A 16,808-nucleotide genomic window follows, 5' to 3' on the forward strand; every position below is an offset into this window, starting at 1 on the left:
TGTGTTTCAAGGCGTTACTCAATCATTCCACACTTCAAGTTAACAGTTCTCCTAGTATTAAACTAGTGGCTAATCTTTTCAATTAGCAACGTGGCGCACTCAAATCAATATCCGGTACCTTATCCCCTTTAAATCCTAAGAATGTTTCAAAGGGGATATCGTGTCCATCTTTTTTGTAGCGTATTCCGCAATTTGGACAGTCTTTATCGGGCAAATCAAATCCTGAACCGACAGAGCCGTCATTAAAAAATTCAGACTGTTTGCATTCAGTGCAGACATAATGCGGCGGCAGTGGATTTACCTCCGTTATTTCTGTCATTGTTGCAACAAAGGAAGAACCAACGGAACCACGGGAACCAACAAGATAACCGTCATCAAGTGATTTTTTTACGAGTTTATGTGAGATTAAATAAATAACAGCAAACCCGTGGCCGATAATGCTTTTTAATTCTTTTTCCAGTCTTGCTTCTACAATTTCCGGAAGGTTTTCTCCATAGATTTTCCGAGCCATCCCGTAGCTCATCTCACGCATTTCTTCATCTGCGCCTTCAATTTTCGGTGTATACAAATCATCTTTGATCGGCTTAATAACATCAATCATATCAGCAATTTTATTCGTGTTTGTGACGACTATTTCTTTTGCTTTGTCTTCTCCTAGAAAGCGGAAGCAGTCGAGCATTTCGTTTGTTGTCCGAAAATGAACATCCGGAAGTTTATGTCTGTTAAGCGGATTGGCTCCACCTTGTGACCCTACTAAAATTTCTCGATAAATTTTATCATTTGGATTAACATAATGAACATTTCCTGTCGCTGCAACCGGTATTTCTAATTTTTCGCCTAATTGAACAATATTCGTGATAATTTCTTCTAATGCTTTATTATCCTGAACAAGTTCCATTTCAATTAAATGGGCATAAACTTCTTTCGGCATCACTTCTATATAATCATAAAATGGGGCAATGTCTTCTACTTCCTCCGGCGCTTTTTGCATCATCGCTTCAAAGACTTCCCCTTTATCGCATGCAGAGCCAATTAACAGTCCTTCACGATATTTTTGCAGAACAGACCTTGGAATTCGTGGTACACGATAAAAATAGTTAATATGGGCAATCGATACTAATTTAAAAAGATTTTTTAAGCCCGTTTCATTTTGAGCAAGCACAGTACAATGATAAGGACGTGCCCGTTGATAGGAGTTTCCCTGCCCCATATTATCATTTAATTGATTATGATTCGTAATCCCTTTTTCTTCCGCATCTTTTAACATTTTTAATACTAAATAACCAGTTGCTTCTGCATCATATATCGCACGGTGATGCTGTGTGAGTTCAATATCAAATTTTTTCGCCAATGTATTTAAGCGGTGATTCTTTAATTCTGGATACAAAAATCTCCCTAACTCTAATGTATCTATTACTGGATTGGTTGATTTCGCCATTCCTGCTTTTTGGTAGCCTACATTAATAAATCCCACATCAAAGGATGCGTTATGGGCAACAAGAATGCTGTCTCCTGTCCATTCAGCAAACTTGCGAAGCACAATATCAATTTCTGGAGCATCCTGTACCATATCATCGGTAATGCCAGTTAAATTTATCGTTGTTGCAGATAAGCGGTGATGTGGGTTGGCAAATGATTCAAACCGATCAATAATTTCGCCATTATGAATTTTTACTGCTGCAAGTTCAATAATCGTATTATAAACAGCTGAAAGACCGGTTGTTTCGACGTCGAAAACAACATATGTTGCATCCTGCAAAGGAATGTTCTGCTCATTGTAGGCAATTGGAACTCCATCATCTACTAAATTAATTTCCACACCATACAATATTTTTATATCATTTTTTTTCCCAGCGCCAAATGCTTCGGGAAAACTTTGGGCAACAGCATGATCTGTGATGGCAATTGCTTTATGACCCCATTTCTTCGCTTGTGCGACAAGGTTGCCAACAGAAGATACTGCATCCATTTGGCTCATCGGTGTATGCAGATGCAATTCCACCCTTTTTTCCTCATCTTTAGATGTATCTTGTCTTTCAATCGCTCTAATCTCATTTAAGTCATTGCCGATCATCACTAAATCACGAACAAATGTGTCATTTTGAATACTGCCGCGAGCTCTTAGCCACATTCCCTTTTTAACCAATTGGAAAAGGGCAGCATCTTCTTTGTCCCGAGAAAACATTTTTACTAAGATAGAGCTTGTATAATCCGTGATTTTAAAGGTTAATAGCGTTCTTCCACTGCGCAGCTCTTTTGTTTCAGCATGGAATACATATCCTTCGACCGTAATCCGTCTTTCCTCATCAATAATTTCCTCAATCTTGCGATAGTCGCTGTCATCTTTAATGGTCAGCCCGATTGTAAGCGGCCCTGCTGGAATATTTCCATCATTTGCTTCTTTTTCAGCTTCCATTTTCTGAATATCAAGAAGTGCTTGTTTGCCTCTTTCCTGGTCTTCTAATTGCTTCGCTTGTAAAAATTGTTCATATTCAGCATTGGAAGCCTCTTGTTGAATTTCTGTTTCTAAAACAAAAGGAGGAAAACCGAAATACTGATACGAATCGGTAATCATTTGTGCATATTTTCTTTTTATCGCAATTCCTTCCATATCATTACGAACAGAAATCGTTAATTTATTTCCTTGTATTTTAGGAAACTGTTCACTTAATAATTTTATAAGTGGAGGAGATATTCCTTGCATTTGTTCAATACAAGCATACCAATAATCGTTTATCAGCATATCTGTTGCCAATGCATGTTGAACATTTATTGAAAAGGTGACGGTGGCAATATGGGAAAAACTGCTGATCAGTTTTTTTGTAAAAAGTTGATACACTTGAAATGGAAGAATGTTGTCAAATAGAAAATGAAAATGCCATTTTTTCGCACGTTTTTCAATCACAATTTTGTCTATCTTCGCATGATGAAAATGGGAAACGATTTGGTCATCTGTTAATTGAAGCTGCTGCAGCAATAGTTGAAACCTATCGATTTTCCCTTGTATATCGCTCATTTTCCCTCTCCTTTCATACTCATTTTTCACTTATCTTCACTGCTCCTAATAGGAAGCAGCATAGAAATAATTATAGCATATTACCCTATGAATCTTGTTTACACATTTAAAACACAAAACTCTACTTTACCATACTATAAGTGACTGCACTACTGCCATTTATTAACAGCAAGCTTTCTTCATTTCTATCTTGACAGAAGGCTGTTTCGTATAGATTGTTGCTTTTAAACTCGCAGCCCGAATACACTTCGTCCGTTTAGCGAGCGTCGAGACTCCTCGTCGCATACGCTCTGCTTAAGTCTCGTCTTTCTCGCATTCCCACAGGAGTCTACGTGTATTCAGTCTGCTGAGTACTTCTTCTCTCATTTTTTTACGTAAAAAACAACAAACTTTGAGAAAACAGCCTGACAGAAAAAAGGGTGATGCGATATTGATATGGCATCACCCTTTTTATTTTATTGGTTTAATAGATTCGAAATTGTCTCAAGTAATTCGTTTTCATGTACTTCTAGCACTTCGCCAGTACTTCTCACTTTTACTTCTACAATACCTTCTGAAGCTTTTTTCCCTACTGTAACTCTGACAGGAAGTCCCATTAAATCCGAATCAGCAAATTTAACACCTGGTCGTTCTGTACGGTCGTCTAATAATACATCCAAACCATTTGCTTTCAGTTGTTGATATAATTTATCTGCTAATGTATTTTGAGCAGCGTCCTTTGTATTAACAGGTATTACATGAACATCAAATGGCGCCATATGAGTTGGCCACACAATCCCTTTATCATCATTAAACTGTTCGACGATAGCTGCCATCGTTCTGGAAACACCGATTCCATAGCAGCCCATAATAATTGGCTGTGTACGTCCATTCTCATCTAAATACGTAGCACCCATCGCTTCACTGTAACGTGTTCCTAATTTGAAAACATGGCCAACTTCAATTCCTTTTGCAAAAGCAATTGTTCCTTTTCCGTCTGGTGATATATCTCCTTCTTGAATAAAGCGAAGATCCGCATATTGACTGACAGAAAAATCACGATCAGGATTCACATTCGTATAATGGAAATCCTCTTCGTTTGCACCACATACACCGTTCACAATAGATTTTACTGCATGATCTGCAATTATTTCTACATCTTGTACGCCAATCGGTCCAAGTGAACCAACACTGCAGCCTAATATATTTACCGTTTGTGATGCATCCGCTAACTCTACAACATCTGCATCTAATAAGTTTTTCACTTTAATGTCGTTTACTTCATGATCTCCTCGAACTAAAACTAATACATATTTATCATCTACTTTAAATAATAAAGACTTAATGCATTGATCAGCAGTAGTATTTAAAAAAGAAGAAACTTGATCGATTGTTTTTTGATTTTCCGTTTTTACTTTTTCTAAATCATTAAGTGGCTTGTCCGCTTTTTCATAAGTTGTAACAACTGAAGCCATTTCGATATTTGCTGCATAATTAGATTCTGTTGAATATGCAATTGTGTCTTCGCCAATATCTGATAATACCATAAATTCATGTGTATCTTTTCCGCCTATTGCTCCGCTGTCAGCAATCACTGCACGATAGTTTAAACCACAGCGTTCGAACACATTGCAATATGCTTGGAATATTGCATCATACGCTTCTCCTAAGCTTTCATGTGAGGAATGGAATGAATAAGCATCCTTCATAATAAATTCACGACCGCGCAATATTCCAAATCTTGGTCTTTTTTCATCCCTGAATTTTGTTTGGATTTGGTAAAGGGTTAATGGCAATCGTTTATATGACTTTACTTCATCACGCACTAAACTTGTAATGACTTCCTCATGTGTTGGACCTAATGCAAACTCGCGGCCATGTCGGTCGTTTATACGCATTAATTCTGGCCCGTATGTATACCATCTTCCAGATTCTTGCCATAGTTCTGCTTGCTGCATGGCAGGCATTAATAGTTCAACTCCACCAGCTGCATCCATTTCTTCTCTAATAATTTGTTCAATTTTTTTAATTACCTTATTTGCTAATGGCAAATAAGAATATATGCCACTTGCGTTTTGGCGAATATAGCCAGCACGCAAAAGTAGCTGATGACTTTTTATTTCTGCATCTGCAGGCACTTCTCTTAAAGTTGGTATTAACATTTTACTTTGCTTCATGTATTTACACCTCAATATAAAATGGTTTTCTTTATTATCGGAAAATGACCAACTAAAAGTGAGGGATACTCTGTCCCCCACTTTTTTATCGTTTCCTTTTTACTTCCCTATTTCAAGAAAAATCGTTGTATATCATTCCATGTTACAACAATCATTAATAACATCAATAGTGCGAAACCTACAAAATGAACGATTCCTTCTTTATGACGATCAATTGGTTTTCCTCGAACTGCTTCAATTGCAAAAAACATCAATCTGCCTCCATCCAGTGCTGGAAACGGAAGCAAGTTCATAATTCCGAGGTTAATACTTAAAATACCTGCCCACTTCATTAAATAATAAATACCTGATTGGGCAACTGTATCCGTTGATTTGTATATTCCTACTGGTCCAGATAGAGCATCAATAGAAAATTGTCCTGTTACTAACTTACCAACAGCACCAATAATTTCTTTCGTCCAAACATACGTTTCCACTGCGCCATATTTTACTGCTTTAAGGGGAGATTTCTCCGTTGGACTATACACACCAATTAAGCCGATTGTTTTCCCCTCTTCTGTTTTTGTTGCTTTTGGAGTAATATCCATATTCAGTTCTTTCCCATTTCGAAATAATGCAAATTGCAAATCTTCACCTGGGCTTTTCTGAATAATTTTCACTACTTCTTTCCAACTAGAAACAGATTCTCCATCAATACTAACAATTGTATCTCCTTGTTTTAAACCAGCGTTATGGGCCACTCCATTTTCAATTAAATTACCTAATTTAGGTTCGTTTGAAGGAATCCCTTGAATCAAAGCGATTAATACAAAGATAACAAATGCTAAAACAAAGTTCATTAACGGACCAGCAACAATTGCTAATGTTCTTTGTCCTAGTGTTTTACTTGCAAACTGACGATCTATTGGTGCTATTTGTGATTCAATGCCGTTTTCCACGATAACAGCATTTCTTTTAATAGGAAAAACAACCATATTTTCATTTATATCGTCTTCAGCATATCCTTTTATAAATAGCTCCTGTTCTAAATCAGCTTCTTCCACATTTACAACACGGGCATTCGGATATTTTTCTTTCTGATTAATAATAATTTTGGAAACATGCTCATCCTTGTCGAATAACAAAGCAATTCGATGTCCCGCTTTTATATCAACCATTTCTGGATCTTCACCAGCCATTCGTACAAATCCTCCAAGAGGCAATAGACGAATGGTATACGTGGTTTCTCCTTTTTTTTGTGAAAAAATTTTCGGACCAAACCCTATTGCAAACTCACGGCAAAGAATGCCTGCTCTTTTCGCAAAAACAAAATGGCCTAACTCGTGAAAAAAGACTAATGCACCAAAGATAATAATAAACGCCACTACTGTATTCAAAATATAACCACCTTTTTATAGAAGTGTGCTTACTCGTTTTCTTGTTTCTAAATCTACCTCTTGTATGACAGCAAGACTCGGGTTTGCTATATTTTGATGCTTGCTTATTGCTTTTTCAATCAGCTCTTCGATTTGCAAAAAGCTAATTTCACCTGCTAAAAATTTCGCTACAGCTATTTCATTTGCTGCATTTAAAACGGTTGGCACTGTTCCGCCAAGCCTTCCTGCTTCATAGGCAAACGCAAGACATCGGAATCGTTCTAAGTCCATCGTTTGAAAATGAAGCTTCCCTATACTTGCTAAATCCAATCTTTGAGCTGTTCGTAATGGCAATCGATCAGGAAAGGTTAATGCATATTGAATCGGCACCCGCATATCTGGAGAACCAAGCTGTGCCATCACACTGCTGTCATGGAATTCTACCATAGAATGTATCATGCTTTCTTTATGAAGCAACACATCAATTTTATCGTATGGAAGAGAAAATAGCCAATGCGCTTCTATTACTTCCAGACCTTTATTCATCATCGTAGCAGAATCGATTGTTATTTTTGCCCCCATCGACCAATTTGGATGCTTTAGTGCATCTTCCAGCGTAACATGCTTTAAATCAGCTCTTGTTAAATCACGAAAGCTGCCTCCAGAAGCAGTTACAATCAAGCGCTCTATATTTTTTTCGTTTTCTCCTTGCAAACATTGATAAATAGCAGAATGTTCACTGTCTACAGGTAAAATTGCAACATTATTTTTTTTCGCAGCATCCATTACTAAATGTCCTGCCGTTACTAATGTTTCTTTATTGGCAATCGCAATCTTCTTTTTTGCTTCAATCGCCTGCAATGTCGGCAGAAGTCCTACACTTCCTAATACAGCGTTTACCAGTATATCCGCTTTGTGATAAACAGAAACCTCAACTAAGCCTTCTTGTCCATATGTAAAAGAAATACGAGGAAATGCTTGTTTTAGCATATCACAATCTTTTTTATCGGCAACAGAAACAAGAGACGGTTGAAATTCTGTAATAATTTTTTTCGTCAACTCGATATTTTTACCTGAGGAAAATGCAACAAGCTGAAAGTGTTCTGGATTAGTTTTTATGACATCCAGCGTTTGTGTCCCAATAGATCCTGTTGCACCTAATAAACTAATATACTTCACTACCTCACTCCTACTATGTATACTTCTAAAAAATGTGATTATTCTTGTTTACTATTTAAAGAAGAAATAGTTAAATCAATGAGAAAGCATCAAAGATAAAAAATAGTAATGGCCAAACAAATAATAAACTATCAAAACGATCTAATATTCCACCATGTCCAGGCAATAGCTTCCCTGAATCTTTGACTTCATAATGTCTTTTTAATGCAGACTCCACTAAATCTCCAATTTGTCCAAAAGCAGATAAGATAATCGTTATAAACGCTATTATATACCATTCTATGTAACCAAAAGCACTAAATAGAACAGAAACGACAACGGCGCAAACGATTCCTCCAATTGCACCTTCAACCGTTTTGTTGGGACTGATTTCTGGCCATAATTTCCTTCTTCCAAATGCTCGTCCTATAAAATAGGCGCCTGAATCTGTTGCCCATATCATAAATAGTGAATAAAAGAGAATCCATAAGTCTGCCTCTCGCACTTCCACAAAAAAGTGTAAACCTACGCCCATATAAAGTACAGATAAAATAGAATAGGCAGCATCATCAATTGAAAATTGATTTTTAGAAGCAACCACATATGTTAAATAAAGAAGTACCGTAAATAATCCAATCTCCGTTTTAGATAAAAAAATGTCCTCCAAGAAACGATGATACTCTTTTGGTAAAATAAAGATCCAAACTACTAATAAAGAAAGTAATCCTGGAAAGGAGAAAAGGCGGATCTTTCGCATTCTTAATAATTCAAACAAACCAACTGCTGACATTAAGAATGTAAACAGCACTAACGGCAATCCACCAATAAAAACAAAAGGAAGAAATAAGCCTGCTGCTATTATCGCTGTTATAATTCTCTGTTTCATATTACATTCACAACCCTTATTAGACTCCTCCAAAACGTCTTTGTCTGTTTTGGAATACTTCAATAGCTTCAACTAAATGTTCTTCACTAAAATCAGGCCACAATACATCTGTAAACCATAATTCAGCATACGCAAGCTGCCACATCATAAAGTTACTGATTCTAATTTCCCCGCTAGTACGGATAAGTAAATCAGGATCAGATAGATCTGATGTCATTAAATAGGATGAAAACAACTCTGGTGTTATCTCTTTTCCATCTATCTTCTTTTCTTGACAATCGTTTACTATATTTTTCACCGCTTCAACAATTTCTAATCTGCTTCCATAATTCAAGGCGAAGTTTAAAATAAGCCCTGTATTGTTTTTCGTCTTTTCCACCGCATTTTCTAAAGCTTTCAGCGTATGCTGGGGTAATTGTTCGGTGTAGCCTATCGATGTTACACGAACATTTTTTTCTATTAACTCAGGCAGAAACGTACCGAGAAATTGTTCAGGCAATGACATAATATAATCGACTTCTTTTTTTGGTCTTTTCCAGTTTTCCGTTGAAAAAGCATAAAGGGTTAATACCTTTATTCCTAATTCATCCGCCAATTTTGTTATTCTTTTTACACATTTCATTCCTTCATGGTGACCAGCCACTCTTGGCAGTTTTCTTTTTTTTGCCCAACGGCCATTTCCATCCATAATAATAGCAACATGTTCTGGCATCGTTTGTTGCTTCAGGAAAGTAATCCGTTCTTGGAGATTAGAAGAAACAACTCTCTTCTTCCAAAACGTTAGCTTATTCCACATAAAATAGCTCCTCCAAAGTAAATCCTCTCTTTTTCTTGCTTTTATTTGCTATTGCATATTTCTCCTCTAAAAGCGGATGTTCAAAAAGTCACCAAATGAAAGGTTCGAATCTCTTTGTTGACCTGCTTCTATTTTATTACCTTTTTGAACACACACTAAAATAGAAGTTTCCCTTTCTATCTTAAAGGAAACGGAATCGCTTAAGCAACTATCAGTTTATTTTTACATCATAATAGCTAAAAAACCCCCTAAAATTAGAGGGTTTAGACGATTGACAAACACTCACTTTTTTGGAACCTTTTCTCCAAAAGGAAACACCAAAGGCTGCACACCTAAAAGATATCCATTTTCCGTCAGCCTACATTTACAAATGCCATAACCAGCAGTTTTGGCTGTCAAAAAATGTTTCTCCTTCCTCAGGTGCTCATTACCATCAAATAACTTAAGCTCCTCACAAAGATTCGTGTGGTGATCCGTCAATCGCTTTCAAACAAAATGAAAAGGTTAACACATCTTACACTTCTAATATTTCTTTTTCTTTTTCTTTTGTAAGAGCATCTACTTTGCTGATAAATTCATCCGTTAATTTTTGAATATCATCATTATAGCCACGAAGAGCATCCTCCGTAATTTCTCCATTTTTTTCTAATTTTTTCAAATCATCATTACCATCACGGCGAATGTTACGGATTGCTACTTTTGCTTCTTCTGATTCTTTTTTTACATTTTTCACTAATTCTTTACGGCGTTCCTCTGTTAACATTGGAATAGATAATCGGATCACACTTCCATCGTTGGACGGGTTTAAACCAATATCTGATTTTAAAATCGCTTTTTCGATTTCGCCTAATACCGATTTATCATATGGTTGAATAACAAGAAGTCTTGCTTCTGGTACACTAATACCAGCCAATTGATTGACAGGAGTTGGTGCTCCGTAATAGTCAACTGAAATTCTGTCTAAAAGTGAAGCGTTAGCGCGTCCTGCACGAATGCTTGCTAATTCACGAGAATAGCTTTGAATTGCCTTATTCATTTTTTCTTTTGTTTGAGAAATAACTTGTGTCGCCATTATTTTTTCCCCCTTACTAAAGTTCCGATTGTTTCACCCATTACCGCTTTTTTAATATTACCATTTTCCATAATAGAAAATACAATTAATGGGATATCATTATCCATACATAATGAGGAAGCCGTTGAATCCATTACCGCGAGTCCATCTTTAATTACATCAAAATAAGTTAATTGATCAAATTTCACCGCTGTTTTATCTATTCTTGGATCAGCAGAGTATACTCCATCTACATTGTTTTTCGCCATTAAAATAACTTCTGCTTCAATTTCCGCAGCGCGAAGTGCAGCTGTAGTATCAGTAGAGAAATAAGGATTTCCTGTTCCAGCTGCAAAAATCACAACACGCTTTTTCTCTAAATGGCGAATTGCACGTCTTCTGATATAAGGTTCTGCAACTTGTCTCATTTCAATAGAAGTTTGTACACGTGTTTCAATTCCTAGTTGTTCTAAGCTATCTTGAAGTGCTAAAGAGTTCATTACTGTCGCAAGCATTCCCATGTAATCGGCATTAGCACGGTCCATTCCCATTTCTTCTCCGATTTTACCACGCCAAATATTGCCACCACCGACAACAACAGCAGCTTCTACACCTAGCTCAGCAACTTCTTTCACTTGTTTAGCTACATTTTTTATTACAGCTGGATTAATTCCGAATCCAGCCTCCCCTGCTAATGCTTCCCCACTTAATTTAAGAACAACACGTTTATATTTTGGATTACTCATGGAAACCTCCGCCTGATTTAAAATATCTTGAAAGCGAAAAGCGCAGGCGCCTTGTAAGCCCTGAAGAAAAGTGTTCTCTTGGCTCAAAAAGTGCTTTTTATTTTTAGAGCCAAGAGGTTATTTTTCACAGAGGCTAGGCGTCGGAGCTAGACACTCATCTATGTTGAAAAATGTGATACTCCCTCTTTAAAAATAGGGAACACAATTGTGTTCCCTATAGAAAGCTTTTATAAAAAATGTTACTTACTTTTTGTTTACTTGGTTCATTACTTCTTCTGCGAAGTTATCTTCACGTTTTTCAATTCCTTCTCCTACTTCATAACGAACGAATTCACGTAAAGTTGCACCTTTTGATTCAACGAATTGACGTACTTTTTGATCAGGGTTTTTAACGAAAGTTTGATCAAGTACACAAACATCTTCAAAATATTTACTTAAACGGCCTTCTACCATTTTAGCAACGATTTTTTCTGGTTTTCCTTCATTTAATGCTTGCTGCGTTAATACTTCTTTCTCATGTGCCACTTCTTCTGCAGAAACTTGATCACGAGAAACGTATTTTGGGTTTAATGCAGCGATATGCATAGCAACATCTTTTGCAGGAGCTTCTTCAGTTGTTCCTTCAAGAACAGTTAACACACCAATGCGTCCACCCATATGAAGGTATGCACCAAATGCATCATTATCTGTTTTTGTTTTGATTTCAAAACGACGAAGAGATAATTTTTCTCCAATTTTAGCAATTGCAGCATTGATATGTGCTTCAACAGTTGTACCTTCAGTGAAGTTTTGTGTAAGTGCTTCTTCCACAGATGCTGGTTTGTTTTGTAGTAAGTGCGCAGCAAGTTCTTTTACTAAAACTTGGAATCCTTCGTTTTTCGCAACGAAATCTGTTTCAGAGTTCACTTCAAGAATAATTGCTTCGTTTCCTTCTACAGAGATATAAGTAGAACCTTCAGCAGCAACGCGGTCAGCTTTTTTAGCTGCGCTTGCAATTCCTTTTTCACGTAAAAAGTCAATCGCTTTATCGATATCACCATTAGTTTCTGTTAGTGCCTTTTTGCAATCCATCATTCCAGCACCAGTTTTTTCACGTAGTTCTTTAACCATTTGAGCTGTAACAGCCATAGTAGTTAGCCTCCTTGTATGATTATGTACTATTTTTTTAACCAATTATTTTTAATTTAGAGGATATTCAAAAAGTCACCAAATTAAAGCCTCTAATCTCTTCGTTGGCTTACTTCTAATTTGTTACCTTTTTGAACTCACACTTTTAAGCACTATTCTTTAAAAAAAGGTGATAAGAGGGATGCCCTTTATCACCTTTTTTACAAGTCCCTAAACTTGGTGCCTAGTTTACACTAGGTTTTCTTTTCATAAAACTACTTGTATTTCTATTAAGCAGTTGTTACTTCTTCACCTTGTTTAGCTTCTAAAATAGCATCTGCCATTTTTGCAGTTAATAATTTTACAGCACGGATTGCGTCATCATTCGCAGGAATAACAACATCAATTTCGTCTGGATCACAGTTTGTATCAACAATACCAACAATCGGAATATTTAATTTATGAGCTTCCGCAACAGCAATGCGCTCTTTGCGTGGGTCAACAATAAATAAGCAATCTGGAATTTTTTTCATATCTTTAATTCCGCCTAAGAACTTTTCTAAACGCTCAAGCTCTTTTTTCAATTGAACTACTTCTTTTTTCGGAAGTACTTCAAAAGTACCGTCTTCAGACATTCTTTCAATGTCTTTTAAACGTGCGATACGTTTTTGAATTGTTTCAAAGTTTGTTAAAGTTCCACCTAACCAACGTTGGTTTACAAAGTATTGACCAGAACGGATTGCTTCTTCTTTAACTGAATCTTGTGCTTGCTTTTTTGTTCCTACGAAAAGAATAGTTCCGCCGTTACCAGCAACTTCTTTTACATAGTTATAAGCTTCCTCAACCTTTTTAACTGTTTTTTGAAGGTCGATGATGTAAATGCCGTTACGCTCTGTAAAAATGAATTTTTTCATTTTTGGGTTCCAACGGCGAGTTTGGTGACCAAAATGTACACCAGCCTCAAGTAATTGTTTCATTGAAATAACTGACATGTTTGTTCCTCCTAATGGTTTTGATTTCCTCCGCTTTTTTCATTTTTAATCAAAACTGTATTGATACAGCACCATTGATTAAATCCAAAAGCGTGTGTATTAACACCATTTGTTAATATAGCATATGTATAGTAGACAATCAAGTTATTCTTCATCTTTTTGTCTAAATTTCAATAATAATTCTATTTCAGTTTTCCCTTTATTTAATATTTTTGCAATTTCATCCGTTTTTTTCCCTTGGTCCTTTAGATCTATTACCTTTTCAAAAAATGATTTTTCTTTTGTTTCTTCCTTTTCTAAAGGTAAAATTAACTCTAATAATTCGTCTGCATTCTCTTTTTCTGCCTGCTGCATATCAACTGTTTTTTGATAAACATTTGCTGCTTGTTTTTTTGATAAACGTATTTTTTTTACAGCATTCTCTTTTTCTAAAAAATCTGCATGAAGCTCTTCTATTTCTTCCTCTTCTTTTTTCGGTGCTTCTTGTCTATTTTTTTCTACCGTTACTATCTTTTGAAGAAACAGCTCGTTTTCTTCTTTCATTTCTACAATAAAAGCAGCAATAATATTTTCTACTTCTTCCACGGACTGTTTTTGTTGTTTTTCAAGCATAACAAATCGATTTTGTCTTACATACAGAAGTGCAATGAATAAAAAAGCCAAAATATTAAATATAAAACTTAAAATTAATAAAAATGTAATCAAAACTATCCCTCAATCCACTGTAATCGATCATCACGTACATCCATTCCAATTACATTACCTTTTCTAATGATTGTCTTAATTTAAAAATTGCCTTTGAATGTATTTGAGAAATTCTTGATGTCGATAAGTTCATTACTTGTCCTATTTCCGTTAATGTCAATTCTTCTTTGTAAAATAAGCTGATAACTAGCTGCTCTTTATCATTTAATAATGAAATCATACTTGCCATTTCTTGAATCAATTCATCCTTCAATAGTTTCTCTTCCGGAATGATCGTTTTATCGTCTCGAATAACGAAGGAAGGTCCTTCTTTATCCTCTTGGTCATTTAGTTGTTCATCAATAGAAAGCACATTAGCAAAAAAATGTTCGTTCATCGTTGAATAGACTTCTTCTGGAGTAAGCGCTAATTCATGAGCTATTTCCTGAACCGTTACATTTCTCATTTTTTGTTGTTCAAGCCGTTCGATTGCTGCTTCTATTTTTTTAGACTTCTCTCTAGTGCCTCTTGATAGCCAATCTTCTTTTCTTAAACCATCGATAATACTTCCTCTTATTCGAAAAGATGCATATGTATCAAATTTCAAATCTCTTTTCGGATCAAATCTTTCTAATGCATCATACAATCCTATCAAACCTAAACTATATAATTCTTCTCTTGAAACACTTTTTGGGAGTCCAACAGATATTCTTTGTACATGAAAACTTACTAATGGTATATATTTTTTTATTAATCGATTGCCAGCATTTTTATCACGTGAAGCAATCCACATACCCCATGCATTTTTGTCCTCTGTTGTTGAATCATTTACCATGATTTTTCCTCCTAAAAACTACATTTCATTTGAACGATTTAGCTTTTCCATTTTAAAAGATGAAGAAGTATTTTTCCGCTTCTATTTATATTCCAAACTAATCTTTGTACAAAACATTTATATACTTGTTTAAATTTTATCAAAAGATTAGAAATTAGACTTTATTCATCATGATTTTTTTGAAAAATAGGACAAAAAACCCATATAAAAAAGATGTTTCCATTATTTGGAGCTCCATCACTTCCTTAATGCCTTAAATAAGTAAGATGCAAAAAATAGGCGATAGAACTACAATTTTTAGTTTGGAACATCCTTTGTTATTTTCTATTTTATTCATTTTTTATATAATCTGTGTACCTTTATTCACTGTCCGAATCGTTAATTCGGTAGTTTCTGGATTAAATTCAATTGTTCTTCCACTATTGCCACCAACATCTTCTCCACAAATCTGAATATTTAAGATTTGCAATTCTTTTTTTACTGCCTCAACATTTCTTGGTCCAATTCTCATAATATCACTTGAACCTGAAAACTGAAACATTTGGGCCCCGCCAGCAATTTTCGCCTTTAATGAAGCCTTTTTTGCACCCAACAATTCTAAATTTTTAACCAAGGCAATAATCGCCGTGTCAGCAAATTTCGCCAAATTTAACGGCTGCGATTTTGATAAAGAAGAATCAGGAAGCATAATATGGGCCAACCCTGCGATCCCTTTGAATTGATCATATAAAACAACCCCAACACAAGATCCTAAACCTGATGTTCGTATCATTTGCGGAATGCGTACAGTATTCATGTCAGCTATGCCAACTTTAACAACTGTTTCTTGTTCAATCATCTACTGTCACTCCCAATGCTCCAAACAAAATAGTAAACGATTCCGGATCTGGCAGCAAGAAAAAATGACCTTTGACACTTTTAGATAAAGAATCTTCTTCTTCATTTAAGGCAGTATTAATAACAATCGCATAATCACTGACTTGAGATAACTCTATCAAACCATAACTGATAATTGCACCTACCATATCAATTGCAAGCGATGGTACAGACGGATACAAAGATAAATTAGTAAAATCGGATAATGAGGATAAATAGGAGCCTGATAGAATATTACCAAGCTCCTGAAGTGCAGATAAAGCTAATTCATCATAAGGTGGCTTATCTAGCTGTAAAGAAGCATCCCCAATTAAATCTTTAATAAAGCTGGTTGCTTGTTCAATCGGAAGCATAAAAAACATGCTTCCAGGTGCATCCCCTTCAATTCTTAAAAAAACCCCTGCTACGATATTTTCTGCTCCACCTGCCATATCCATCATTTCATCAAACGAAACAATACGAACATTCGGTACCTTCATATCAATTTTTTTATTTAATAATTTTGAAAGGGAAGTTGCAGCGTTTCCTGCACCAATATTCCCTATTTCCCTTAAAACGTCCAAGTGTAATGAACCAATTTTATCCGTAAATGCCATTATTTATCCTTCACTTCTTGTATATTTTTTTAATTCTTCTCGATCAAAAACTTTTTCTAAATTCACAAGTATAAGCAGCCTTTTGTCTAACTTTACGACACCGCTAATATAGTCCACTTCTGTTCCGCCCACCACTTCTGGTGCTGGTTCAAATGTTGCGGTATCTACATCGACTACATCATTTGCATTGTCTACAATAACTCCAACCTCTATATCAGCTAACGCAATAATAATAATACGCGTACGCTCAGTATATTCTTTTTCCTCTAAATCAAACCGTTTTCTTAAATCAATCAGTGGTGTTACAACACCGCGAAGATTGATAACGCCTTTAACAAAAGGAGCTATATTAGGAATTCGGGTAATATGCATAATTTTTTCAATCGAGCGCACTTGATTTACTGGGATTGCATATTCTTTTCCTTTTAATTCAAAAATAATTAATTTCACTTCCGTTGAAACAGATTCTACCATTCTCCTTCATTCCTCTCTATCAAGTTAGTTAACTGTCTAGCTCCATTGCACAGGATGTACTTATATGCAGGTAATGCTAC

Annotated in this window: 14 protein-coding genes and 1 pseudogene; all 15 read right to left on the reverse strand. The window is 35.7% G+C overall.

What is annotated here, in order from left to right; translation table 11 throughout:
- Positions 1–97 precede the first annotated feature (97 nt).
- A pseudogene (locus ACTYA4_RS10105) lies at positions 98–3,016 on the reverse strand (PolC-type DNA polymerase III); the annotation flags it as partial.
- Between the two features lie 455 nt (positions 3,017–3,471).
- Positions 3,472–5,172: a proline--tRNA ligase gene (locus ACTYA4_RS10110; protein ID WP_443481374.1), complete on the reverse strand. Its 1,701-nt coding sequence runs from the start codon at positions 5,170–5,172 to the stop codon at positions 3,472–3,474.
- A 107-nt stretch (positions 5,173–5,279) separates the two neighbouring features.
- The gene (gene rseP, locus ACTYA4_RS10115; RefSeq protein WP_443481375.1) at positions 5,280–6,548 is read right to left on the reverse strand and encodes an RIP metalloprotease RseP; all 1,269 of its coding nucleotides are present in this window, start codon (positions 6,546–6,548) and stop codon (positions 5,280–5,282) included.
- A 15-nt stretch (positions 6,549–6,563) separates the two neighbouring features.
- Positions 6,564–7,706, reverse strand: a complete 1,143-nt coding sequence (locus ACTYA4_RS10120; RefSeq protein WP_443481376.1) for a 1-deoxy-D-xylulose-5-phosphate reductoisomerase — start codon at positions 7,704–7,706, stop codon at positions 6,564–6,566.
- A gap of 70 nt (positions 7,707–7,776) precedes the next feature.
- Positions 7,777–8,571 (reverse strand): phosphatidate cytidylyltransferase, encoded by a 795-nt coding sequence (locus tag ACTYA4_RS10125; RefSeq protein ID WP_443481377.1) that lies wholly within the window; start codon positions 8,569–8,571, stop codon positions 7,777–7,779.
- Between the two features lie 19 nt (positions 8,572–8,590).
- On the reverse strand, positions 8,591–9,367 hold the full coding sequence (gene uppS / locus ACTYA4_RS10130) for an undecaprenyl pyrophosphate synthase (RefSeq protein WP_443481378.1): 777 nt from the start codon (positions 9,365–9,367) through the stop codon (positions 8,591–8,593).
- 514 nt (positions 9,368–9,881) lie between these two features.
- A complete protein-coding gene (gene frr, locus ACTYA4_RS10135; RefSeq protein WP_443481379.1) occupies positions 9,882–10,439 on the reverse strand; it encodes a ribosome recycling factor in 558 nt (185 codons plus the stop codon).
- Positions 10,439–11,164, reverse strand: a complete 726-nt coding sequence (gene pyrH, locus ACTYA4_RS10140; protein ID WP_443481380.1) for a UMP kinase — start codon at positions 11,162–11,164, stop codon at positions 10,439–10,441. The genes frr and pyrH overlap by 1 nt, the downstream gene beginning before the upstream one ends.
- Before the next feature lie 243 nt (positions 11,165–11,407).
- Positions 11,408–12,292 (reverse strand): translation elongation factor Ts, encoded by an 885-nt coding sequence (tsf, locus tag ACTYA4_RS10145; RefSeq protein ID WP_443481381.1) that lies wholly within the window; start codon positions 12,290–12,292, stop codon positions 11,408–11,410.
- Between the two features lie 269 nt (positions 12,293–12,561).
- On the reverse strand, positions 12,562–13,263 hold the full coding sequence (gene rpsB / locus ACTYA4_RS10150; RefSeq protein ID WP_443481382.1) for a 30S ribosomal protein S2: 702 nt from the start codon (positions 13,261–13,263) through the stop codon (positions 12,562–12,564).
- 144 nt (positions 13,264–13,407) lie between these two features.
- Positions 13,408–13,968 carry a hypothetical protein gene (locus ACTYA4_RS10155; protein WP_443481383.1) on the reverse strand — a complete coding sequence of 187 codons (561 nt, stop codon included), beginning with the start codon at positions 13,966–13,968 and terminating at the stop codon, positions 13,408–13,410.
- A gap of 49 nt (positions 13,969–14,017) precedes the next feature.
- Positions 14,018–14,782, reverse strand: coding sequence for a FliA/WhiG family RNA polymerase sigma factor (locus ACTYA4_RS10160; protein ID WP_443481384.1), 765 nt, complete (start codon positions 14,780–14,782; stop codon positions 14,018–14,020).
- Between the two features lie 340 nt (positions 14,783–15,122).
- A complete protein-coding gene (locus ACTYA4_RS10165) occupies positions 15,123–15,620 on the reverse strand; it encodes a chemotaxis protein CheD (RefSeq protein ID WP_443481385.1) in 498 nt (165 codons plus the stop codon).
- Complete coding sequence (locus tag ACTYA4_RS10170) at positions 15,613–16,254, reverse strand: chemotaxis protein CheC (RefSeq protein WP_443481386.1); 642 nt, start codon at positions 16,252–16,254, stop codon at positions 15,613–15,615. The genes ACTYA4_RS10165 and ACTYA4_RS10170 overlap by 8 nt, the downstream gene beginning before the upstream one ends.
- A 3-nt stretch (positions 16,255–16,257) precedes the next feature.
- A complete protein-coding gene (locus ACTYA4_RS10175) occupies positions 16,258–16,728 on the reverse strand; it encodes a chemotaxis protein CheW (protein WP_443481387.1) in 471 nt (156 codons plus the stop codon).
- Positions 16,729–16,808: the final 80 nt, after the last annotated feature.

The sequence above is a fragment of the Niallia yueguangensis genome (assembly GCF_052663115.1).